At 49.3% G+C, this 22,739-nt stretch carries 26 protein-coding genes and 1 tRNA gene; 4 read left to right on the top strand and 23 right to left on the bottom strand.

Annotated features, from left to right (window positions below; translation table 11 throughout):
* The first annotated feature begins 106 nt into the window (after positions 1-106).
* Positions 107-733, top strand: a complete 627-nt coding sequence (locus IT415_00400) for a hypothetical protein (GenBank protein MCC7543162.1) — start codon at positions 107-109, stop codon at positions 731-733.
* 12 nt (positions 734-745) lie between these two features.
* The gene (locus IT415_00395) at positions 746-1,132 is read left to right on the top strand and encodes a hypothetical protein (protein MCC7543161.1); all 387 of its coding nucleotides are present in this window, start codon (positions 746-748) and stop codon (positions 1,130-1,132) included.
* Positions 1,133-1,192: 60 nt separating this feature from the next.
* Here IT415_00395 and IT415_00390 read toward each other — a convergent pair whose 3' ends face one another.
* The 4 genes from IT415_00390 to IT415_00375 all read right to left on the bottom strand — a co-directional run bounded on the left by IT415_00390 (position 1,193) and on the right by IT415_00375 (position 4,412).
* Positions 1,193-1,855, bottom strand: coding sequence for a hypothetical protein (locus IT415_00390; protein MCC7543160.1), 663 nt, complete (start codon positions 1,853-1,855; stop codon positions 1,193-1,195).
* The gene (locus IT415_00385; protein ID MCC7543159.1) at positions 1,852-2,682 is read right to left on the bottom strand and encodes a hypothetical protein; all 831 of its coding nucleotides are present in this window, start codon (positions 2,680-2,682) and stop codon (positions 1,852-1,854) included. The genes IT415_00390 and IT415_00385 overlap by 4 nt, the downstream gene beginning before the upstream one ends.
* A gap of 21 nt (positions 2,683-2,703) precedes the next feature.
* Entirely contained in the window at positions 2,704-3,564 is an 861-nt protein-coding gene (locus tag IT415_00380) for a peptidylprolyl isomerase (protein MCC7543158.1), read from the bottom strand.
* 302 nt (positions 3,565-3,866) lie between these two features.
* Entirely contained in the window at positions 3,867-4,412 is a 546-nt protein-coding gene (locus IT415_00375) for a PH domain-containing protein (GenBank protein ID MCC7543157.1), read from the bottom strand.
* A 94-nt stretch (positions 4,413-4,506) separates the two neighbouring features.
* Between IT415_00375 and IT415_00370 the strand changes: the two genes are divergently transcribed.
* Positions 4,507-4,582: transfer RNA gene (locus IT415_00370), tRNA-Arg, on the top strand.
* Positions 4,583-4,594: 12 nt separating this feature from the next.
* Here the strand turns inward: IT415_00370 and IT415_00365 are convergent.
* The 5 genes from IT415_00365 to IT415_00345 all read right to left on the bottom strand — a co-directional run bounded on the left by IT415_00365 (position 4,595) and on the right by IT415_00345 (position 9,219).
* On the bottom strand, positions 4,595-4,756 hold the full coding sequence (locus IT415_00365; protein MCC7543156.1) for a hypothetical protein: 162 nt from the start codon (positions 4,754-4,756) through the stop codon (positions 4,595-4,597).
* 18 nt (positions 4,757-4,774) lie between these two features.
* Positions 4,775-5,251: a nucleoside-diphosphate kinase gene (locus IT415_00360; GenBank protein ID MCC7543155.1), complete on the bottom strand. Its 477-nt coding sequence runs from the start codon at positions 5,249-5,251 to the stop codon at positions 4,775-4,777.
* Between the two features lie 10 nt (positions 5,252-5,261).
* The gene (locus tag IT415_00355; GenBank protein ID MCC7543154.1) at positions 5,262-6,548 is read right to left on the bottom strand and encodes an insulinase family protein; all 1,287 of its coding nucleotides are present in this window, start codon (positions 6,546-6,548) and stop codon (positions 5,262-5,264) included.
* Positions 6,548-7,183, bottom strand: coding sequence for a DedA family protein (locus IT415_00350; protein MCC7543153.1), 636 nt, complete (start codon positions 7,181-7,183; stop codon positions 6,548-6,550). Before IT415_00350 ends, IT415_00355 begins: the two co-directional genes overlap by 1 nt.
* 74 nt (positions 7,184-7,257) lie before the next feature.
* Positions 7,258-9,219: an O-antigen ligase family protein gene (locus IT415_00345; GenBank protein MCC7543152.1), complete on the bottom strand. Its 1,962-nt coding sequence runs from the start codon at positions 9,217-9,219 to the stop codon at positions 7,258-7,260.
* Between the two features lie 83 nt (positions 9,220-9,302).
* On the opposite strand from IT415_00345, the gene IT415_00340 reads away from it, so the two are divergent.
* Complete coding sequence (locus IT415_00340) at positions 9,303-10,214, top strand: tyrosine-type recombinase/integrase (protein ID MCC7543151.1); 912 nt, start codon at positions 9,303-9,305, stop codon at positions 10,212-10,214.
* Positions 10,215-10,243: 29 nt separating this feature from the next.
* Here the strand turns inward: IT415_00340 and IT415_00335 are convergent, their stop codons facing one another.
* The 14 genes from IT415_00335 to IT415_00270 form a co-directional block, all read right to left on the bottom strand.
* Positions 10,244-11,500 carry a hypothetical protein gene (locus IT415_00335; GenBank protein ID MCC7543150.1) on the bottom strand — a complete coding sequence of 419 codons (1,257 nt, stop codon included), beginning with the start codon at positions 11,498-11,500 and terminating at the stop codon, positions 10,244-10,246.
* A 30-nt stretch (positions 11,501-11,530) separates the two neighbouring features.
* Positions 11,531-12,154, bottom strand: coding sequence for a hypothetical protein (locus IT415_00330; protein ID MCC7543149.1), 624 nt, complete (start codon positions 12,152-12,154; stop codon positions 11,531-11,533).
* Between the two features lie 6 nt (positions 12,155-12,160).
* Positions 12,161-12,724 carry a hypothetical protein gene (locus IT415_00325; GenBank protein ID MCC7543148.1) on the bottom strand — a complete coding sequence of 188 codons (564 nt, stop codon included), beginning with the start codon at positions 12,722-12,724 and terminating at the stop codon, positions 12,161-12,163.
* On the bottom strand, positions 12,724-13,509 hold the full coding sequence (locus IT415_00320) for a hypothetical protein (protein MCC7543147.1): 786 nt from the start codon (positions 13,507-13,509) through the stop codon (positions 12,724-12,726). The genes IT415_00325 and IT415_00320 overlap by 1 nt, the downstream gene beginning before the upstream one ends.
* Before the next feature lie 31 nt (positions 13,510-13,540).
* Positions 13,541-14,341: a prepilin peptidase gene (locus IT415_00315; GenBank protein ID MCC7543146.1), complete on the bottom strand. Its 801-nt coding sequence runs from the start codon at positions 14,339-14,341 to the stop codon at positions 13,541-13,543.
* Positions 14,342-14,416: 75 nt separating this feature from the next.
* Positions 14,417-14,845 (bottom strand): type II secretion system protein, encoded by a 429-nt coding sequence (locus IT415_00310; protein ID MCC7543145.1) that lies wholly within the window; start codon positions 14,843-14,845, stop codon positions 14,417-14,419.
* A gap of 75 nt (positions 14,846-14,920) precedes the next feature.
* A complete protein-coding gene (locus IT415_00305; GenBank protein MCC7543144.1) occupies positions 14,921-16,129 on the bottom strand; it encodes a type II secretion system F family protein in 1,209 nt (402 codons plus the stop codon).
* Between the two features lie 13 nt (positions 16,130-16,142).
* A complete protein-coding gene (locus IT415_00300; protein ID MCC7543143.1) occupies positions 16,143-17,276 on the bottom strand; it encodes a type IV pilus twitching motility protein PilT in 1,134 nt (377 codons plus the stop codon).
* A gap of 390 nt (positions 17,277-17,666) precedes the next feature.
* Entirely contained in the window at positions 17,667-19,460 is a 1,794-nt protein-coding gene (locus IT415_00295) for a type II/IV secretion system protein (GenBank protein MCC7543142.1), read from the bottom strand.
* A 9-nt stretch (positions 19,461-19,469) separates the two neighbouring features.
* On the bottom strand, positions 19,470-19,751 hold the full coding sequence (locus IT415_00290; GenBank protein ID MCC7543141.1) for a hypothetical protein: 282 nt from the start codon (positions 19,749-19,751) through the stop codon (positions 19,470-19,472).
* Entirely contained in the window at positions 19,748-20,476 is a 729-nt protein-coding gene (locus IT415_00285; protein MCC7543140.1) for a hypothetical protein, read from the bottom strand. Before IT415_00285 ends, IT415_00290 begins: the two co-directional genes overlap by 4 nt.
* A 2-nt stretch (positions 20,477-20,478) precedes the next feature.
* On the bottom strand, positions 20,479-21,114 hold the full coding sequence (locus tag IT415_00280) for a PilN domain-containing protein (protein ID MCC7543139.1): 636 nt from the start codon (positions 21,112-21,114) through the stop codon (positions 20,479-20,481).
* Positions 21,115-21,116: 2 nt separating this feature from the next.
* Positions 21,117-22,154: a type IV pilus assembly protein PilM gene (pilM, locus tag IT415_00275; GenBank protein ID MCC7543138.1), complete on the bottom strand. Its 1,038-nt coding sequence runs from the start codon at positions 22,152-22,154 to the stop codon at positions 21,117-21,119.
* 110 nt (positions 22,155-22,264) lie between these two features.
* The coding region (locus IT415_00270) for a hypothetical protein (GenBank protein MCC7543137.1) at positions 22,265-22,739 on the bottom strand (475 nt) is incomplete at its 5' end.

Below are 22,739 nucleotides of genomic sequence, written 5' to 3'. Positions count from 1 at the left end.
AATTTGTCTAATCATTACTATACACAGTTAACAATACTCTTTCAGCTCGCTATATTCAAGATGTCCTTTGACAAAAAGACTACAGGAGGTAAAGATGAAAAACCACATGATGCAGCGATGGGCAGACTTGACCAGTGGCTCGCCGGCCAGTCCCAGCATGTGCCTAAGAGTGTATGACGCCATCAAGAGCCAGTATGATGGAGCAGGTCGACACTATCACAGCTTCGACCATATCGATCGAGTGCTCACCTACCAAGAGCAGTACTCCCCCGATGCCCCAACCGAGGTAAAGCTTGCGCTATGGTTTCATGATATCGTGTACTACCCTGGCTTCAAGCTCAACGAGCGCATGAGCGCCAAGCTAATGCTCCATTTGCTGTCGGCCCATGGTCCAGCCGCGCACCAAGTATTTGCAGACGATACGGTTGTGAAAACTGCAGCTCCTCTCGTCCGTGCCACTGAGAGCCATCTAGCAACAGATGCCAACTCTGCGATCGTTTGTGATCTCGACCTACTCTCGCTCGCCGCCGATCCAGAAGAATATGCGCGTGGCACGGCGCTCATTCGACGAGAGTTTGAGCAATACCCTGACAATCTCTGGGAGCTTGGTCGTAAAATTTTCATCGAACGCTTTCTCGCTCGACCTTTCATCTTTCAGACCGAACGAATGCAAGAGCGGTACGAGCAAGTGGCGCGATCCAGCCTCGAGCGCGAGCGTGCGCTGTACACCTAAGGAAGTTCTCTCATGGGACTGAACTTCATCGCCAGAGGCCACGGCTTAGAGCACTCGTGCGACTGCAGTCGTCATACCTCTCCAATCGGCGCGATAAGAAAGCCCGATATAACAACAGCTCCACCAAACCCAAACCCACTCAACTTCAAGATCGAACGGGTGAAGCAGATGGGTATCTACTTGGGCGTTCTCGTGTTTTACCCCGACTGTACGAACTTCGAGGGTAAGAAAATCATCGTCCTCAAAGGAGTAACCGAGACTGAGTTGCGCAATATGCGTCAGCTCGATCCTCACTTCCTAGAAGCAGGACCGATCATTGCTCGATTCCGTCCGGACGCGCAAGGCTGGGAGAATGCCCTCTGCTTGATGCGTATCCTCTCAGGCAAAAGGCGAGCGTAGCCAAAAAAGAATCGATCACCCCTCCCCTCAGACTTAATGCCTGGGGGTATTTCTTTATGACTAGAAAGCTGGGGTTATCTTCGGCGTTGGCGAACTCTTCGGCTGGTCTCCAAGTTCTTGAGATAAACGTTGTTCTTCTTCTGGCGACAGCTCCGCATCGTCTGATCGTGGGGCAGTCTGGATAAAAGGAATATAGTCATCATCAGTTTTCTGCTCAGAGATAGTGAACTTGATACACTGATCACCAGCACCGTGCTTTACGACAATACTCTGTGTTGTCTTCCTCAAATATGATGGCGTAGGAGTTGGCTTTATCTTCTTATCACCTTCTTCGTTTGATTTCGCAAACTTCGCACACAGCTGGTATTCTTTGCTCGATTGATTATCATACTTATACTCATATTCTTTGTTTGTCTGCGGATCGCGAATCGATAAGCCCGCGAACGAGCCGAGCAAACCATCGAGAAATGCATTCCCTGACAGATCACTACCGCCAGATCCATCTTCTTGCGTAAGGCTCACAAGAGTCTTGGGAAGTTCTCGTTTCGAAGTATAGTAGGTCTGGATCGAGGACTTGAGCTTCGTAAAATCTTTTTCGCGCTGCTGGTCATACAATTTAGCTTGTTTATCATTTGGTGTGACCATGATGCCATATCCAACCACAAACAAAATGGTGAGTAGGCCGGCAATAATCAGCGTGATAAGTGTATGATACTGCTTCATTGTAGTCTGTCCTCCGCAACTGATGTATAGAGCCAAAAGAAATAGATTGCCACAAAACAAATATCCACAAAGACAGGGACAATATTGATAGTGCTAAATGTATAGTTGAGCGCCTGGAAGATTGCGGTACTGATCTGACCAATCATCACCAGCACCGACAGAACCATGAAGATATATGAGATCTTTTTGAGCGACGTTGTTGGCATATCGACGTGCGACTGTCGATAACGATCTACTTTGATTGTCGACAGAATAAACAGTGGCAAACAAACGATAAATGCCCCGAGTAATGAATTTGCTAAGATAATATCCAATCTTGCACCAAATAGTACATCTTCAGGGTTGTTTTGCAGACCTAACAGTAATTTTTGGAGCGTACCAGAGCTCGTCACAACACTCGTAGAAGTAAACAAAATGCCAAGACTTAAGACGCTTAATGCATACCAAAAAGTTTGCCAACGCCCCGAGGGTGGTGGCGGGACATCACTCGGATCAACTACCTCTGCGATTGGCTGACCATTGGGTCCGATTTTTTGTCCGAGCTGAAGGCCGCTATCTGTCGGCTGCTTTGGTAGGCTATCAGCAGGTGTCAAAAGGTGTGATTGTGTTTCGTGTGCTACATGCTTGGGCGCAGGTTGATTCTGACGCAACTCTTGGCGAAATGCTTCCGTAGGCTCGAGGCTTGCACGTCCAGGCTCCGAATGACTACTACCTACTTCGGCCCGCGAGTGAGGCCCGTCATGCACTCCATGAGTATCGGGAGGATTCCCGCCCGAAGGAATATCATGCGATTGATGTTGTCCCCCTGATGCTTGTGGTGTTTCCACAACGACCCTCCTAGCTCAAAATTATGGCGTGAAGTAACGAACTACCTTTGCTTTATCGCGTTGCTCTTGCAACCAAGTCTCGAGATCAACCCCCTTAATCAAGATGTGTGATACCTTGACTTGATCATCCTTCTTCTCGAGCGACTTGATAATGTGATACCCGAACTGAGTCTTAACTACTCCGCTCACCTGACCGACCTCGAGTGCAAATGCTGCATCTTCGAATTCCTTGACTGTCTGACCCTTAGCAATAAACCCAAGGTCACCACCACTCGATGCCGACGTATCTTCACTGTATTTCTTAGCCAGTTCCGCGAAGTCGCCACCGTTTTTCAGTTGATTCAGCACATCGTCAGCCTTACTTTTTGCAACGCCGTTACGCGCAGGATCATTTGTGATCTTATCCGCGAGTTTCTTTTGTATTAAATTAAACTTAATCTTTTTCTTGAAATCATCAACCGTCCAGCCATACAGCTTCTGAAGGGTTTCTTTCACCTTATCATCGCCACCAGCGCTTTCGGAAAGCTTCTTGAATTCCTCTTCTACTTCTTTGCTCGTAACCGTAATGCGTTCCTTCGCAGCCTCCTGAGCAATGATCTGCTGATCAATTAACTGACCAAACAACTGCTCCTTCAGATCCGCCAGGCGCTTCTTGCCTTCTTCGCTTGAGAGATCTTCTTGCTGCGATTCGTAAAACTTCTTGATACTGCGCATCTCGAAGAGATACGTTCCGTATGTCTCGGCATTCCAGAGAACGTTACCGTTCACACTCAGGACTGGATATGGAATGATATTTGCGACGATTTCGGTCGCTCGATCATCGCGCTTCATCTTATAAATAAGCACGCCGAATACCGTGATAGTAATAAGTAGAGCTGCCAAAGCTGCCGATGCAGAGACGACGATCAGGCGGCGGTTGGTACCGGTCTTTACGCCAAGCTTCTGGAGACGAGCACGAAACGCACTTTTTTTCTTCACTGTTTCGTTTTTCTTAGTATCATCAGCCACAACTGCAGCAAGTACTTTTTCTTTTGCTGACTGCTTCTTGGTTACCCTTTTTGACGCCTTGCTGTCTTTAGTTTTTTTCGCCGCTGTTTTGCGGGCGGATTTCTTCGATTCCTTATCTTAGTCGGCCATATCACTCCCCGTTAGGTTACACTATTATCCTGTGCATCATACACCATCTAATCCACATCTGTCGAACCATATTCCTGTACTGCCTCGAGAATTTCAGCCTGTAAGCGCGCTGGCTTATATAGCGACTTGATGATCATATGCCCACTTCCAGATAGTGTCTGAACTGACAGATTGCCAAACCGGAAGATTGCACCCTGCAAGCCAGGGATGGTGTAGTTCACACTCTGTATGTTATTGAGCGTCAGACTTTCGACAGATCGACGGAAGAACCCCTTCTGTTTAATGAAGGTCAATTCTTCTTCAGTGAGAATCAGGACCGTAAAATACCAGCTTGCAAAATGGTAGCTCCAATAGCCAAGCAAAACCACTGACCACATGATTAGCCATTGGATGGTGAGTGGCTGCCACGAATATGCATTCGCTGTAGCAATCGACCAAGGCACGAGCCCTACCAGGACAATCAATAATCCCACTATCAACGGTATTCGCAACACAATCGGAAACTGCCGCTCTACGAAAATCACGTCCGGCTCGTGGCCATCATCGACATCATGTTGAGCAGCCCGCTCAATCACGCGATCACGCTTGGTCATACGCTTATGCTACCAGGCAGCACCTGAAGAATAAAGCCTTTCGGTTCGCGCATATCTGAAACGCCTGATATAATGGGTGCGCCCTTTAGTATATGTCCCCGTAGCTCAGTGGATAGAGCGCCTCCGTCCTAAGGAGGGCGTCGGGAGTTCGAATCTCTCCGGGGACGCCACTTGATTCTGTTTTACTTATCCCACTCTTTAGAATAGAGAATCTGCTCGATCCCGCTCGTATAATCAACCAGTTCGCCTAGCTTAAACCAGATCTTAATCTCGCGCTCAGCATTCTCGGCGCTATCACTAGCGTGAATCACATTGCGAATCGGCCAATCGCCAGCATCGGCCAACTCATACGAATCAACCGATTAGTCAAACCCGATCGTCCCCACGTCAGCAACTTGCGGACTGGTCGCACCGCGCATCTTGCGCACGATCTCAATAACATGAGCACCTTGCAACACCAAGGCCACCACCGGCCCAGCTTGTAGCCCTTCCATCAATTTGCGGCGTGTATTCAGGGCCAACTCGCGTGCCGACATCGGCGGCTCGATACCCTTGTCTAGATATGAATTGTAGGTTCTTTCGCCGCTATCCTTGAGCCACTGCTCGCTATCAGTGTAGTGTTGGCCGGCCGTAGCGTCAGTCGGCTGCACTAATTTCATGCCGGCTAGCTTCAATCCCTTGCGCTCAAAGCGTGTGATTAGCTCGCCGACAATTTGGCGCTTCACCGCATCGGGCTTAATCAAGACGAGTGTCCGTTCGTTGCGCAAAGCCTGGAGTTTTTTTGCATCTGGCCCCAGTAATACCAACACCTGTTCATTTAATGGCTTTCGATCACTCATACATATTTCCTCACACTTCATTAATGATCTGTTCGATGCGACGCTGTGACTCATCACTTACTGACGCAATGATAGACAAACGAATCGCCGACGGATCGAGATAGCGCTGAGCGACCCGCAACACGTCATCGGCTGTAACCCGCATAATCGCGTCAATCATCTCATCCATCGTCCGCACCGATCCCGTCAATAATAACTCAGAGCCCAATCGATCCGCTACTGCAGCATTGGTTTCTTGCCCCATAATGACGCGCCCCCGCAACAGTTGCTTCGTACGATCAAGCTCCTCTGTTTTCACTCCTTGCTCACGAATGGCACGCAGCTCTCGCATCACTGCCTCGACTACTTCCTCGAGGCTATCGGAACGCACACCCGCATAAATGGTCCACTCACCCGTGTCGGTGTACCCCACCGAGCGCATATCGACGACATACGCCAGGCCTCGTTGTTCGCGGATATTTGCATACAGTCGAGATGACGAGCCACGGCCGAGTATCGCCGTCAGAACTTTTAGCGCCGCTTCATCTGGGTGTCGCAATGGCACCCCGCGCGCCGCAAACACGACATGCACCTGATTTGTATCACGCTGGAAGATATGCATCCTCTCTGGCGCTATGATCGATGAACCTTGATCGCGCCTATGGCCATATGCCCCCTGCCAGCCACCAAACTTCTGCTCCACTAGGCTATGGAGAATGTCTGTCTTCACATTTCCAGCCACCGAGACCACGACATTATCGGGGGTGTATGTACCTGTGTGGTAATTCTTAATCAACTCTGGCGGTAATGAACGGATAATATCTTCACTTCCAAGGATATCCGATCGCAAGCCGTTCTGTGGCCAAAGTAGGCCGCCCACATAGTCAAATACGTGCTGTGATGGATCGTCTCGATAGACATTCATTTCCTCCAAGATCACACCACGCTCGCGATCTATCTCGCGCGGATCAAAGAGCGGTCGCTGCACGAGATCTGCCAACACATCGAGCGCTGTCGTGAGAGAATCCTTTGGTACCTTGATAAAGAAGGTCGTGAGTTCGTGAGTCGTATAGGCGTTATGATGTCCACCAACACCATCAATCGCAGCATAAATGTCTTTTGGCAACGGATAGCGCTGACTACCGCGGAAGAGCAAATGCTCGAGAAAATGCGATACGCCATACTCGTGCTCCATATCTTCGTGTCGAGCCCCAGCCCCCACAGAAACATGCACCGTCACACTGTCCGCATCGGTCATACGACGTGCAATCAGGCGAAGGTCGTTAGGCAACTTGGCTATCAAATCATGTGACATCACTACGGCCGCTTACCTCGCCCAGCCTGCTGTGGTGCAATCCGCATTTTCTTCCAGATGAAACGTACAGCGAAAAATACCACCAGCAAGATAACCGCATAATCCACATAATGCATATAGTCATAATATGCACGCCAGCTATCCCCAAGAAACCAGCCAATGGCGACCCACAACACGGTCCATATCGTCGAACCAAGCAGACATTGTATGACGAACTTCTTGAAGTCCACCTTATTCGTACCAGCAACTATGCCAATAAAAGCCCTGACGACAGGGGTTAGCAACGAGATAAAGATCGCTCGCGAGCCATGCTTCGCAAACCAGCGTTGGGTTTTTGCATAATCCTCGTGAGAAATTAGCAAATATTTACCGTAACGCTTCACAAATGGTGCCCCGCCGTATTGTCCTATCCTATACGCAACAATACACCCCGCTGTCTGTACAAAGACCCCAATCATCAAGATCACCCAAAGCTGCAAAGTACCGGCGTGCACCACCGCGCCAGCCAAAATTAGTACTGCCTCGGAAGGAATAGGCACTCCTATATTTACGACGAATAATATAAGCCCAATACCGAGGTACCCTACCGAGTTAATCGTGTGGACTGCGAGATCAAGAAGCTGGGCCGAAATACTCATTGCTAGAGGCTATTGTACCAGCTTCACAGATGCTGGGGCGAATGTTACTACTTAAGACAAGCTCTGTACGCCCTCTATTTTTTGGCTGCGTCGAGCTTCGTCTGCAGTAGATTAACCACTGGATCGTCCTGTGGTACGAGAGCTTTGACTCGCCCAAATGAGTATGCGGCATTATCCAGTTTACCTCGCTCAATATAGAGATCCGTCAACAGCACTTCAGCCGCTGCCACTTGAGACTTCAGGCCGAATGGTGCCCGATTCGCAATCACTTCATCGGTATATGCGCGCTCGACCGGCAGCAAGACCTCGATCGCTTCATCGACATATCCCTCGCGTCGCAAAAGCTTCGCATAGGCAGCCTGATATGGCGGATAGTTGTATGGATCAAGCTCGAGTGTACGCTGGTATTCCTTCAAGGCCTCAGTGGTCTTGCCTTGGTTCTCAAGTATCTGCGCGAGTGCGAAATGATGTTTCTCATCATAGGGCTCACGACTTATGCCAAGTCGGGCGTACCGCTCACCGTCTTCTAGGAGAGAAACCGGTGCAGATTCTTCTGTAAGGTAGCGACTGACCTGCAAGAGTGCTGCGTCAGATAAATAATTTGGATCATAAACTGGACGCGTAAATACATCGACATAGCGAGCTGCCGCGTCATCTGGGTCAAGGCCTGCCTGCAAGCTTGCAAATTCCGTATCAACCGCCGAAAGATAATTGTAATACGTGTACACCGCACTGCCCGTCAGGAGCAGTCCAAAAGCAATTAGGGGTACGCCTAAGCGCCAAGACTTTATTCGCATCTGATGCACGTGCTCAGTTATCGGTAAAGCCATCGCCAAGAAAAGTGCTAGGGTCAGAATCAGAACCGGATAATTCGAAACAAGATCAAGAAAACTATGCAGCCCTATCGCGATCACCGCAAGCATAGCTGTCTTACGCCAAGTCTCTACCTTTGGATCGCGCAACATCTGATACGCATAGCGCGCAAGCGCACCGATAAAGAGTAAGAATATGCCAGCTCCTACGACGCCGAGCTCAGCAAATGCCTGGAAGATCGTCGAGTGCGGATTATCCCCAGCAGTGGTCGGTCCTTCTTGATACGTAGCGTGTATTTCCTTAAAAGTACCGATCCCCCACCCCGTCAAAGGGCGTGCCGAGAAAATTGCCGTCGACTCACGCCAGTATGCAAATCGATCCGTCACACTGGTGGACGTAGTCGACTCAGCCACCCGCTGGCTGACATTGATCGTCGGAGTACGGAAGAAAGCCACGCGCACGGTCACAAGCACTGCTGCCGTCACTGCTGCGATCACTGCAACTTTTGCGAGAGTAGTGAGCAATGCTTTTTTGTCTTTTCTGGAGTAAGCCATCAACACTAACACCACCAGCACGATCAACCATGCAGCTCGTGAATATGTCAGAATAAGTCCGCCACCAAAAAGGCCGGCCGCAATCAGCCATAGCTTACGTTGTTGCTGCTCGGTATTGTGCTCTTCCATAAGCTGAATGGAAGCTAGCAATGCGACTATAAAATATGTAGCCAAGGGGTTCGCCCAATAGAACAGCGACGTCATGCGATCATAATCACCCGTCACAAAAATCACCGCCCCAATCGCTAAGACGACCAGTGCTACCATCGTCCACAGCATCCAAATAAACCGTCGCGCAGACTTGTCTCCGACCACATCACGCGCCACTACAAAGACCACGACAGACTGCAAGAATGGTATCAGGTACAAAATACTCGTGTAGCGCGAGATCGACAGTGGTAGTACGACTGCAGACCAAGCCAAGAGCGCGACCAGAGACCACAATATAGCACGCGGATATATACTTACCTTCAAGGATTGATACCGCGATACGATCAACCAGGATGCGAAGAGTACCAGTGAAAGCAGACTATTGACTAATAAACCCATCGGTTCTCGCCCACCAAAGAACCACGGAACTGTCATTAAAGCTAAAATCAGCACCGGCAAGGCCAGGTGCCTAGGTAAGAGATGGGGTTCTTCGGGTTGTTTTGAGCTAGTTTTAGACATCGCGCACATTCTATGCTTGTCCACAGTTAATTGCAAGCGAGATATTGCTTGCGCTTATCTGGAATAGGCGCTATGCTCGGACTATGTTTAGTGATTATCTAGCCGACTTCCTCGATCACCTAGAAGTAGAGCGTGGCCGCAGCCTCAAGACGATGGAAAATTATTCACACTACCTCAATCGCTTCTACGAGTTTGCCGGCGATATCAAGCCTGCCAAAATTACGCAGAAAACCATCTCAGACTGGCGCAAGTGGCTCAACCGTCATACTGGCGACGACGGGCGCACCATGAGTCTGACGACCATTAATTATCATCTCATCGCCATGCGTACATTCTTAAAGTACTTGGCGAAGCGCGATATCCCCTCATTAGCGCCTGAGAAAGTCGAGCTTGCTACCGTCAAGCGCCCACAAGTCGCCTTTCTCACGGCCGAGGAAGTATCTCGACTTATCGAGGTGGTGATTGGCGACAATGAAGCCTCCAAGCGCGACCGAGCCATGATGTTACTCCTCTTCTCCGGCGGCTTACGTGTATCTGAGCTGGTGAGTCTAAATCGCAAAAATATCAACCTCAAGTCCGGCGAATTCACTATCCGTGGAAAAGGACAAAAAGACCGCCCCGTGTTTCTCACCGATGTTGCAAAAGACGCGCTCAAAGCCTATCTTGACTCACGAACCGACGAGGAAGAGCCGCTCTTCATTCATTATTCTGGCGCCGATACCAGCAACAGCAAGTCTCCGATGCGGCTAACGACTCGCAGCGTGCAGCGCATCGTCGAAAAATATCGCGTCAAAGCCGGCATCACCAAGAAAGTAACACCACACACACTCAGGCACTCATTCGCGACCGACCTGCTTTCGCACGGCGCGGACTTACGCAGCGTCCAAGAGATGCTCGGGCATGCCAATGTCGCGACTACCCAGGTCTACACTCATCTCACAAACCCACAGCTTAAGGAAGTCCACAAACAATTCCACTCAGATAATAAAGCTTGAGAGTCTTCCGCCACACTTACGCAATAGTACTAATCGCAGCTATTGTAGCCGGCGCGGGCATTTTCTATGAGAGTACCGTCAGGTTGCTGTACCTTATCCGGCGCACCTCGATTGTCTTTATAGACAGTCATGGTCTTACAAATCGGACCCCCTGAGAAGAGTGCATTATCAAACACCCCATCAGTGACGGTCGGTAGAAGTTTCTTTTTCGCTACAACTCGCCGGTAATACGTTGCACTTCGTGCTGTTACATCAATCGTGGCATAACCATCCTGCACAAGAGCCTCTCTCAATGTGCTGCCATCTTCGTAATAGAAGCGGATCTGGAAGTGAGTGGCTGCATATCTGGCCTGCAAGCGCAAAACAAGATTACATTGGGAGAGCTGACATTTAACCACAGCAGCGGTACCGTCACCGTTTGATATAGGAGCGGCCATCATTTTTTCCAATGCGTAAGTATTCGATGTGCTCGCAGCACCTGCAAAGTTGGCTGGAGCAGAGCATGAGTACGTAGCGACTGCTACACACTTGACGCTCATCCCAGATTTCAAGTCTGTCAGTGTAGTATTCGAGGCCTGATTCCAATTAGAGAAGTCCTGTACGCCATCTGCATCACCTGAATTAACCGGAGACAGCAAGAGGCTTCGGACAGGTAAAGTACCATCTATGAGCTTCTCTGCAGTTGCAAGGTTAGGCTTCGGAAACCAAACACCTGTCACCTGAATGGCTGCCGCTCGATTACCCCATCCACCCGTACCCGGCAAGAAGCGATCGTAAGTCGTTAAGCTACCAACCGGGTTATTCGTATCAAAATCCGACTTGCTCCACTGAATACTCATATATTTCACTTCAGCCGGTGTCGTACCATCATTTTTTACTGATTTGGCGAGATTGATCGTCACCGCTTGGTCTTTATCAAGTCGTCCTTCGATAGTCGAGGACTGGAGCGATATTGTTCTACACGTCCAGGCAGCATTCGTGCCGACCCCTACATCAACTGCGTTCCCGCTGTTACTTGCATTACATGTATTCTCTTCGTTCGCAAAGTCGACATCCTCATTCAAGCGCCGCACAGCATCTTCGACGCCAGCTTGAGCGGCATAGAGGGCACGATTGGAGTGGTCGGTCGCAATCGATTGCCTGACTTCGCGAGTGGTAATCGTCGTAATGCCAACAAACAATACTACCAATGCAGCCGAGATCGCTATTGTCGTCAGCAGTGCGGCCGAACCTTGATGTCGGTTCCTCCAGAAATATTTCACTCGATGAACCATAACTAGTTTCATAGTACTACAATCCGATGCTCGTGCAAACCACTATTGATTGACGACATGAGTACTTAAAACTGTTGTCGCCGCAAGCGTATCTCGAGCGTTGGCATCTGGCGCCCCGCACGGATCACGATCCCCCTGGGTTACACGCACAGTCACCTGCCACACTTTCGGCACAGATTTGGGGACTTGCCTAATCACAAAGGCGTCCGCACAATCCGATACTGGTGAAGCTGTAGATGTAGACCAGGTTGGTAGTGGTGCTAGGAGCTGGTAGTTGGCAAGCGTAGAGCAATTTTGCAGACGTGCCAGGTGAAATCGATTGTCGGCAAGCCGAAGTAACGCATACCCTCTCTCAGATGCCCCCTCGCTATCGCGCAAACAGTGGAACCGCGCGACACCACTGACTCCTGCTACAGGAGCAAGTGTAGGTGCAGGTGTAGTAAGTACGTCTGTCGTACGGACAAGATCTCGAGACAAAGCATCCATTGCATTGCGGGCTGCATCTTGCGTGCGAGTCAGCCCCTGCGCGCGATTGTAAATACCGATAATATTCACAAAGCTAATCGTCGCACCCAAGGCCAACATCGAGAGAAACGCAATCGAAAACGTCAGCTCAATGAGCGTAAAACCAGATCGTTTAGATGATGTATGATGGTTTCTCTTCATAATATCCTACTCGCTTGGCGCTAATAATTGTGTCGTTGCAATCAGCCTATTATCAGTAACCCCTGTTGCAGCCGTCCATGTAACCACTGCCTGAAGATCTACTGAGGTCACATTTTGAGGACCGCCGCAGCCAGCGGGGGCTGCGCTCCGTGCACCGTTAGAACAATATACCCCTTCAGATCGTAAGGCTACAGTATAATTCGTCGCATCGTCACCCGGAACACGGAGGCCGATGGGACCATTATTCACATCCCAGATGAGCCCTAGACTGGTGGAAGTAGCAAGGTGCATGCCAGTTGGACCATGTAGTTGGTTTAGAAAACCATTCCAATCCATGCTCGTCTGCGTCAATGTAGGATCATTTGTTACCGAGAGACTACGATACGCTCGAGCGCGCTCGAGTTGATCCTGAGCGAGATATTGGGCTTGCGTACGCTGATTAGCCGACACCGCCGTGCGCCAGGCTCGTAAGGCCGCTGAATAGGCCACCGTCACTACTGTTCCGATGACGGCAAATGCAAACAGTATCTCTACAAGTGTCATGCCTTTTGGAGCCGTCTGCTTTGTCATCAGTGTGTCACCAATCTAAAGCTTGATGTGGCGAAATTATATACTATTTCAGCCCTGAATCTTGGGTTACCACCTATCATTTCCTGACTCCAAAACTCCCACATTACTCCACAGGGTATAGATGCAGCAACTCCAGGGGCAGGGTTATCCCCGCCCCAAGCAGTATAATCTGCAACTACCCCGCTGCCGACAAAATAATTCAACGCTTTTGGCTCTTGTCGAAACGTAATCGTATTAATACTCGCTGCACCTTCAATGAGAGCAGCTGCTTGCGTATTACTCGAAGACCAGTTGTTCAAATCGGCGCAGGGCGCACCGGGAGGACTTGGACTTCGCAGTATACGCATACCCCTATAAACCATACCTGCAGGTAATGTTACCTGCCGATCTACATACGGACTTGTAATAGCTACGGAAATAATTCGCCCCGTGTCCATATTGTATTGAGCAGTATAGGACCTTACGGTAAGCTGCCTAGCAAATGTAGGATTTGCAGATGCGCTATCGGTACCGTTTGCAGTCACCGAGGATGCAAAAACCGTATGGCCGATTCGCGTCAGGTTGTTGGGAGTGGGTATCAGCAAGGGATCTGGCACTTCGTTGGTAAGGATACTTGTCTGAATGTCCTTGAGTTGCGACTCTATTTGTCTCGCACCGTCATAAAACTGCGAGCTGCGCTGCGTCGAATACCAAGCAAATGAGCCAGCCGTCAATAAGCCAGCAATAGCGAGTGTGATAACAAGTTCGATCAAAGATAACCCCATCGGGCGTGGTGATGATTTCATACTTAGTACAATTATACCACTTGTGCTTGATCTAGGTCAGCAGCTTGAAGTATGCATCCAGTAGTCTCTCCCCGGCAAAGAACCCTACGTACATACCGATGATAAGAAATGGTCCAAATGCGATAGCATCCTTGCGCGTCTTAAACTTCAATACTATGAGCACCAGGCTTATCACAGCTCCAATAAAGTACGTCGCAAATATCGCTACCACTAGCTGCGTAGGAGTAAGTATCAACCCCATCAGTACAGCAAGCCTTATATCCCCGTCCCCCAGCCACTTGCCACGCGAACCAAACCACATAAGCAAGTAAAATCCACCAAACAGCCCGGCACAAATCAGCTGTGATATCGCCAGGCTTGATTCGTGAAACAACAACCACCTCACCACGAGCCAACTTGCTGCAACGACAATCGCTGGAATCGTGAATTGATCTGGGAGCTCCATATGCAGCCAATCATAAACGAACGAAGCAATGAGCAGTGTTGTAACCACAAGCCACACTCCAAACTCTGCCATTCCAAATGAAGTCTTCGGCTGAAAGTACACAAAGAGCCCAACCCATGATAACGCTGTAAGGAGCTCAACGAGCGGATACTGAAAACTGATCGACTTATGACACGTACGACAGCGCCCCCGTAGGCCAATGTAGCTCAAAACAGGGATAAGCTCATACCACTTCAGCTGCGTATGGCAGTGCGGACACATGCTGCGCCCCCGAGAGACATGCTTGCCATGGGCGAGGCGCCATATCCAGGCATTTAAAAAACTACCGACAAGCAGGCCATACAGAGCCACTAGCAAGGATGGTAGGGCGATTGATAAGGTAAACATAACTAGATTATACAGGCATCCGAGTCCTACTTTAAAAGCCCCTATAGGGGCTTTTAAAGTAGGATGTATTAATCCTTAGTTATTTACGCTGTATGCCGCAGCTGCAGCTTCAAGACAGACACTAACAGTATCGGTTGCGCCTGATTGCACTCGAACCGGACCACCCGTACCTGGAGCAGTTTGAGGACAAGCACCAAGAGCGCCAGTTTGCCAGGTAAATGTCATACCCTGAGCTGTCAAGGTTCCACTAGTTGCACGCATATAGTTATTCGCCAAATCGGTCATATGGGCAGCTGTCGTAGGTGGCGTGCCACTATTATTACCCTTAAAGGCAGTTACTGCTGACAGAGTGCGATTCGCAATATCCTTACGTGTGTTATCACGCTGGCCCCTCTGTGCCCCTTGAACCGCCAAGAACACTACCACCATGATTAACGCAGCAATAGCCAACACAATCACGACTTCGATCAAGGTAAAACCTTTTCTTAATGACTGATTTTTCATAATTCCTCCTAAATAATTTTGTGAGCGATAAAGCTTATGCTTATCATAACAAAATGACACACGACGTCAACTGCATTACAGACCAGAGCCGACGAGAGAATAGACAGGAAACAGAATGCCAACAATTATGATCATAACCATGAATCCTAAGAAAATAATGATTAACGGCTCTATGAGCGTTGATAGGTTTTTGACTAGCTGATCCACTTCATTTTCATAGAAGGTCGCGAGCTTATCCAGCATATCCCCCATAGTACCTGAGTCCTCACCCACCTTCACCATTTGCCCTACGAGAGGCAAGAAATACTCAGTCTTAGCAAGTGACTCCGACAGCGCTCTACCCGACTTCACCTGCTCCGTCAATGTAGCGACCTCCGATTGCAGTAGAATGTTGTTAAGACTATCGCTCACTAGCTTTAATGACTCAAGAATTGGAATTCCGCTACTCGTTAAGCTGCCTAACGCACGTGCGAAACGCGCCATGTACATCTTGATCAAGAGCTGATTAAAGGGCGGCAAGGTAATCTTCAATCGATCAACCAGCTTACGTCCGCTAGGTGATTTTGTGTAAATATATATGCCATATATGGTCGCCACGATTGCAGGAATAATGATAAGCCAATACTTACCAAAAGCATTTGTAACAGCAATAATAAGCTGAGTAACGAAGGGTAGCTCCTTATTAAAGCTCTTGTAAAGCGTCTCAATCTGCGGCACCACGCTTGAAAGCATGTACACCAAGACGCCAATGATCACCAACATAACCAATGCCGGATAGACGAGCGCCCCGCGAATCTTGGAGATAATGTCAGCTTCCTTCTCTATCTGATCAGCCAGGCGCAACATAGTAGTATCAAGCGTACCACTAGCTTCACCAGCCTGCACCATCGCGACGTAGATATGATTAAAACTGTCCGGATATTCCGCGAGAGCCTGAGAGAAGGCCGTACCGCCTTCGACTGATTTACCAATGCGAAAGATAATAGTCTGCAACTTCTTATTATCAATCTGGCCGAGGGCACTATTAAGCGCAGTACCTACTGGCAGACCGGCCTTGATGAGCGTTGCCATCTGACGCGTAAAGATCACCTTGGCCTTGATCGGCACCCGGCCAGTCGTGGAGCCGACGCCAAGTACGCTACCGCCCTTCGGATGAATCTCCATCGGGTAGAGATTTTGCTTAATCAGCAGCTTGCCGGCCGCCATCTCGTTGTCGGCCGAAATAAAGCCCTCAATCACCCGTCCGGTGACCGTGTCTTTAGCCTTGTATTTGTAGTCAATCATCGATCAGCATCCCCTACTGCCGCATCAAGCGGTCAAATTCTTCGAGATTGACGGCATAATTCTTCGCCTCCTCATAGCTGATCTTGCCCTCATGGATAAGGTGCGCCAACGTCGCGTCCATCGACTGCATGCCGTACTCAGCACCAGTCTGGATCACACCATCGAGCTGATGGGTCTTGCCTTCACGGATAATGTTGCGTACCGCCGGCGTCACCATCAGAATCTCTGCGGCAGCCAATCTCCCACCACCAATCATCGGAATCAGTCGCTGCGCTACCACAGCCTGGAGAATCCCCGACAACTGTATGCGGATCTGTTGCTGCTGGTGTGGAGGGAAGACGTCGATCATACGATCAATCGAGCTAGCGGCCGAGTTGGTGTGCAACGTCGCAAGTACCAAGTGACCAGTCTCAGCGACAGTGATTGCTGTCGAGATAGTTTCGAGATCACGCATCTCACCGATGAGCACTACGTCCGGGTCTTCACGCAAAGCACTGCGGAGTGCCGCTGAGAAGCTCGGCGTATCGAAGTGTACTTCACGCTGTACAACGATCGATTTCTTATGATGATGCTGATACTCAATCGGGTCTTCTATCGTGATTATGTGCAGTGCTTTCTCACGATTGATGCGATCCACCATTGCGGCCAAGGAAGTACTCTTACCGGAACCGGTCGGGCCAGTAACAAGCACCAGGCCACGCGGGAAATCCGTCATCTTATTGACCACGGCCGGCAAGCCGAGCTCCTCGACGGTGCGAATCTTATTGGGGATCAAGCGAAACGCGCCAGCTGGATTCCCCTTCTCATGGAAGGCATTAACGCGAAAACGACCGAGATCGCCATACGCAAACGAAAAGTCGATTTCTTTGTCATGCGTGTAGATTTCTTTTTGCTCTTCGTCGAGGAGATTGAAGATAATTTCATCGATATCATCAGCCGTCAGCTCCTTCGAATCACGAATTGGCGATAATGAACCATCGACACGCAGCATGGCCGGCAAACCAACCTGCAAGTGGATATCAGAGGCGTCACGACGAATCACTTCTTCGAGATATGGCTCGATCGTGGCATGCCCACCACTAGATCGAATATTATGCACTTGATCAGCTTCGGCTACAGCTTGGTCTGACTTCTGTACTGGCTGCATGGCCGGGGCTTGAACTGCCACAGGACCTTGATCCAACACTTGACCACCGGGGGTAACACTTACTCCCCCAGCCTGTGGAGACTGCGGCAGGCTCGGTGGCATATCCATGTCTTCGTCATCCAAACTGGAGGTCGGTACTACTATCGGTGCCGTAGGCACACCAACCCCACCCTCGAGCGAGACTGCTGGAGCAATGTTTTCGACAAGCGGCTGGTCGGGAATTTCTACCGTTTGTCCAGTCGATGCCAGTGGATTCTGCGCGCGGATGATGCCCGACGTCGCCAAGCCGTCGGTGACAGACGACTGCGGCGGCATCGTGCCAGCCTGGCTTTGGGTTGGCTGGGATGGAGGTGTGGGAGTGGTATTCGTTGGGGGCATAGAAATAATTACTTAATGATCCGTCGCTACGCGCGACACTTCCTCGATCGTAGAAATACCTGTCAAAGCTTTGAGATACCCATCTTGCTGCATAGTGAGCATGCCGTCCTTGATGGCCTGCGCCTGGATATCGGTTGTAGTCGCGTGTGCGAGCAGCAACTTCTCCATAGCTGGGTTCATTTCATACACTTCAAAGATACCGATACGACCAGCATAGCCTTCCTTACAGTCGGCGCAGCCTTCCCCCTTGTATAAAGTATAAGCGGTTTCACTATATAAGGGCAAACCTTCGTAGCCATATTCTTCCGCCTTAGCCTTCTGCTCTTCTGGTGTCTTCGGCAAAAATGACCCAATGATCTTGTTTATTATTTGAATCGCTGAAGGCGATGCCGCATACGACTTCTTGCACTTCTGACACACCTTTCGCACCAAGCGCTGCCCAATCACCGTATTGACCGTCGATGCGATCAGGAACGGCTCGATCTTCATGTCGAGCAGACGAGGCAATACGCCTGAAGCCGAGTTGGTGTGCAGCGTAGAGAGCACCGTGTGTCCCGTAAGCGCCGCCTGTACAGCCAGATCAGCCGTCTCAGAGTCACGAATTTCCCCTACCAGCACCACATTTGGATCTTGACGCAAGATTGAACGCAGCCCATTTGCGAAGGTCAGACCGACAGCTGTGTTGACCTGGATTTGATTAATTCCGTCCATCTTGTATTCCACAGGATCCTCAAGCGTGACAATATTGAGCGTGACACTCTTAATCGCCTGTACGACTGCGTACAGTGTCGTGGATTTACCCGAGCCAGTTGGGCCCGTGGAGAGGATCATGCCATGCGGCTTGTGCATGCCTGATTGAATAAGGCGCAAACTGCGACCACGAAAACCAAGCGAGTCGAGAGTGATCTGGTGCGCATTCTTGTCGAGGATACGAATTACTACCTGCTCGCCGTACGTAATCGGCGCAATCGCAATACGTAAGTCCACTTCACGACCTTCAAACATATAGACCGCCTGTCCGTCCTGTGTCATGCGGTGCTCGTCGATCTTGAGATTGGAGAGAATCTTGATGCGAGAAATCAAAGCCGGCTCAGTCGACTTGGGCAGTGTCATAACTTCCTGAAGCATGCCATCTATACGAAAGCGAATCTTCAGCTCATGCTGACGTGGCTCGACATGGATATCTGACGCCTGAGAGTTAATCGCGTATTCGAGTATGGTGTTGAGCGCGCGAGTAATTGGCGCGTCTTGGACAATATTTTGGGCTTTAGATTTATCGACTTGCTCTTTCTTAGCGGCTGCAGCCTCTTCTTTCTCGGCTGACGCAACATTCTTGAGGACATCCTCGATCTCTTTGCTATAGCGGTCAGCATACATCCCCAGTACGCGATTGATGCCCGCCTGCGATGCTATATAAGCCGTGATAGGATAGCCCGTCTTGCGAGACACGAAGTCCACCGCTTGCAGATTGGTCGGATCGAGCATTGCGACGTTAAGTGTACCGTTAGACACACCGAAAGGCACCGCCATATATTCTCGAGCCACCTCCTGCGGCAATAGCTCTGTGAGCTTCTTGTCGATCGGCCTATCTAAATGTACAAGATCAGCAAAAGGGATTTTCTTAGCTATAGCAATCAGCTTCACCGAATCTTCTTCGTTGATTGCTTCCATGTCTAACAATATCTGCAATAGCCCTTTATTCTCCTTGACCGCCCGTAGCTTGGCGATCTCGAGAATATCAGGCTTAACAATTTGGCCTTGCGTGATGAGGGTCTCGATTTGGCGCTGATTATCAAGCGTCAGCATGTTCGCCTCCTATTGTCCAAATATCTGCGTATTGCCACCACATCTGTCAGGCTGATCAATACATTTCTGTGGTGTCGAGAAATCTGTCAGCTTCTTGAGCTCGTCAAGCTTTGTTCGATCATTTGGCTGACTCGTATCCGCCTCATCGAGCGGCATAGTCACCGGACGCGGAATAGTCACCTTGATGCCACTATCCTGCGGTGCCGGAGCGAGCTGAGAGTACAGCAGCACTCCCGCGGCCACAAAAATCGCAATTGCGATGACGAGCCCGATCATATCGCGTCGTTTCATTGTGCGCTCCCTTCAGCATGCTTCTTCTGATAGTCGGATAGCAGCATTTCGGTATCAGCAATCGATGGTTTTTCTTTGAAATAAAGATTGTAGGTCATATCAAGTGACAAAATATTGCTCTCTGCCGATATCTTGAGGGTCGAGAAGTCAAATACTCGCTGCGACGCCTCTATGGATTTGAGAAAGTTCTTAATCTGATCATACGTTCCAGTTGACTTGAAGCTTAATTGGAACGAAGAAGTCGCACTGCTACTCGTCGAAGCGCTACTCCCCCCTGCAGTCGCTGTCGGCGCAGCGAGAGTATTTACTTCCTTTGATACGTCATCTATCTGTACGAGTGTTTGGGACTGAAGCTTTTGAAAAATAGTGAGAATAGTGCCTAGATCATCGGTTGGCGGCAAGACACGTTCTGTAATACGCGAAAAATCAGATACTCCTGTAGAGTCAGCTGTTTTGATCCTATTGAGCTGCGCCTCTGACTTTTGTAGTATTTCAACTTTTTTCTTCACCAAGCCTATGTAGATATCTTGAGCCTTGATCTCGTTTGACTTCTTGATGTTGGCTTGGGCTAACTGATATATGAAGTATCCACCCACTAGCACCGAAAGCACTGTACCGGCAATCGTAATGATCAAGAAATTACGCATATTAGTTTGTTGCAACTGAGTTAAGCGTGTCTCAGGAACCTGTAATTTCTTAGTGGCATCTGGTTTCTTAGGCGCCATTATTATGATCCCTGTCCAGTCTTACTTGCGTCGTTGCGAAACTTCTGTACTAAATCTTTGTCTACCGTGAATACCACCGTAAATTCCTTCTGCTCAGCGCTTTGATTTTTTTTGTTTGAAACTGAGTCAATTTTTACTTCCGTAAAAACTGCCTTTTGGTCCATGCCAGGTATGCGCTTCTCGGCATACGTGTTAAATGTACTTAGGGCATTACCAAACAGTGCCACAGTATTAAAGTCAGGGGCAGTCACCGTTGCCTTAACCTGATAACTAGGATCTACTGTGAGCGCCGTCATTTTGACCTCTTTCGGCAATGCTTGAGTCAATTGATCAAACAGTTGACTTATCAAAATACGACTATTGCTTATAGTGTACGATGCATCGAGCGAGTCATTAAACCAAGCAACATCCTGCTCGACCGTCATCTTATTCTCTATATCCTTCTTGAGCTTATCAATTGTGCCACTATTGCTGTTGTACTGAAGTGCCCGCGTACCTAGTAGCAGCAACAAGATAACAATCGATGCACCAACGCTCGTCACAATTAAAAGACAGACAATTGTCACCATACGACGTGTCTGCTGGTTCTTAAGCTTGAGGATTCGAGCCTCTGGTAGCAGGTTAACTCGAAGCGACATATCTACACCATATTCCTTAGAGCGAGACCAACGGACGTCGAGTATGATAACGCCATACCAGCGAGTCGTTCGGTAAAGTCGCGCGAATAACTAATCTTTTGCCATGGGTTACCTATCTCAACGGCTAGCCCAAGGGCATTTGCAAGATACACAGGAAGCTCAGGCATAGCAGCAGGCCCGCCGGTAATGACGATCTTCTCGATCTTACCAGTGCTGCCTTGTGAATAAAAGAAGTCTATCGATTTACGAATCTCATCGACAATATTATCGAGTAGTGGCTTCATTGCTCGATACACTTGACCCTCTAGTTTGGTCTGCGTCATGCCAAACTTGCGCACAAACTGCTCCGCCTGAACCTCATCAAGGCCGAGGTTTTGCGCCGTCACACGAATGAGTGACTTCGCGCCAATATTGACCGAGCGAATTAGCCCAGTGACACCCTTTGCGACTAGTGCTATGTCCGTTGTAAGTGATGTAAAGTCCACCAATATCACATCCACATCGGCTGCTGGCACCATCGCCCGAGCTTGTGCTATAGCGTTCACATCCAGTGCCATCAGCTCTAGACCTGCGGACTGGAAGATACTGAGATACTTATTCGCTACAACCGTCGGTGTGGCGACGAGCAAGACATCAATCTCAGCCACATCCTTCGCCTGGGTGACTTTCGTAAAATCGAGCTTCACTTGCTCGAGCGGCATCGGGATATATTTATCAGCTTGGTAGCGAATAGAGTGCGCGATCTCTTGCTCACTCATCTGCGGCATCTTGATAATGCTAGCGAATACCTTACTAGCTGGCAAACCAGCCACAACGTTCTTGGTGCTCACACGCGCATCGCTAGCTAACTGTTTGAGCGCAGCAGCTACTCTCTCGAGGTCAGCAGGTGCGTCCGAGCTCATGATCCCCTGTGGTAATTCAATATCACCATAAGTCACAAGTGTTGGCTTATCGTGAATGTTTTTGAGCTCGACGAGTCGGATCCCGGAGTTGCCGAGGTCTACACCAAAGTAATGTTCGTCTTCTGTAAATACTTGCATCTTGGTTATGATAATTCCTTCCTAATTTTACCATAACTACTTTGCGTAATGGGACGACTATAGGCAGGGATTTTTAAAATACCCCTAAATCTACTATGTGGTGCCGCCAGCTAGAATTTGGGCGTAAAATTACCCTGTAGATAGGTTAGATCGTCCTTGTTGCCGTTCGGCAATAGATCAAACCCAGGAGGAGCAGTGATCATACTCATGCCATTACCAATGATGTTTTCTGCCGGCTCGCCCCAATACTTGTCTGGCTGCTGATAATCGAAGTTCACATTTGATACTGGAAGATCAGTATTATTCTGGAAATAGTTTCGTCCCAAGAGAACGCCGCCAAGACCATATAATCCGCCTCGCACCTTTAGTTGATTGTTGCATTGTTGCGCCTGGGCTACCGCAGCCGGATCCTTATAACCTGTTGTCTGGCTAGGATAGGCCGAGCAGGTATAGATCTTGCCGGTAGCAAAGATATATGCATCTAGTCGCTGCACTTCTGGCGCAATAAATACATCACCCTTGACTAGAATACCCAGACTCGGTAATGCTGCAGCTAAATCTGTCAGATCACCCTTAGGATTATAT

Source organism: bacterium, from assembly GCA_020854115.1.
Taxonomy (GTDB): Bacteria; Patescibacteriota; Saccharimonadia; order CAILAD01.
Note: the sequence above shows the minus strand (reverse complement) of the source record. Positions and strands in the feature narration are given on the sequence as shown.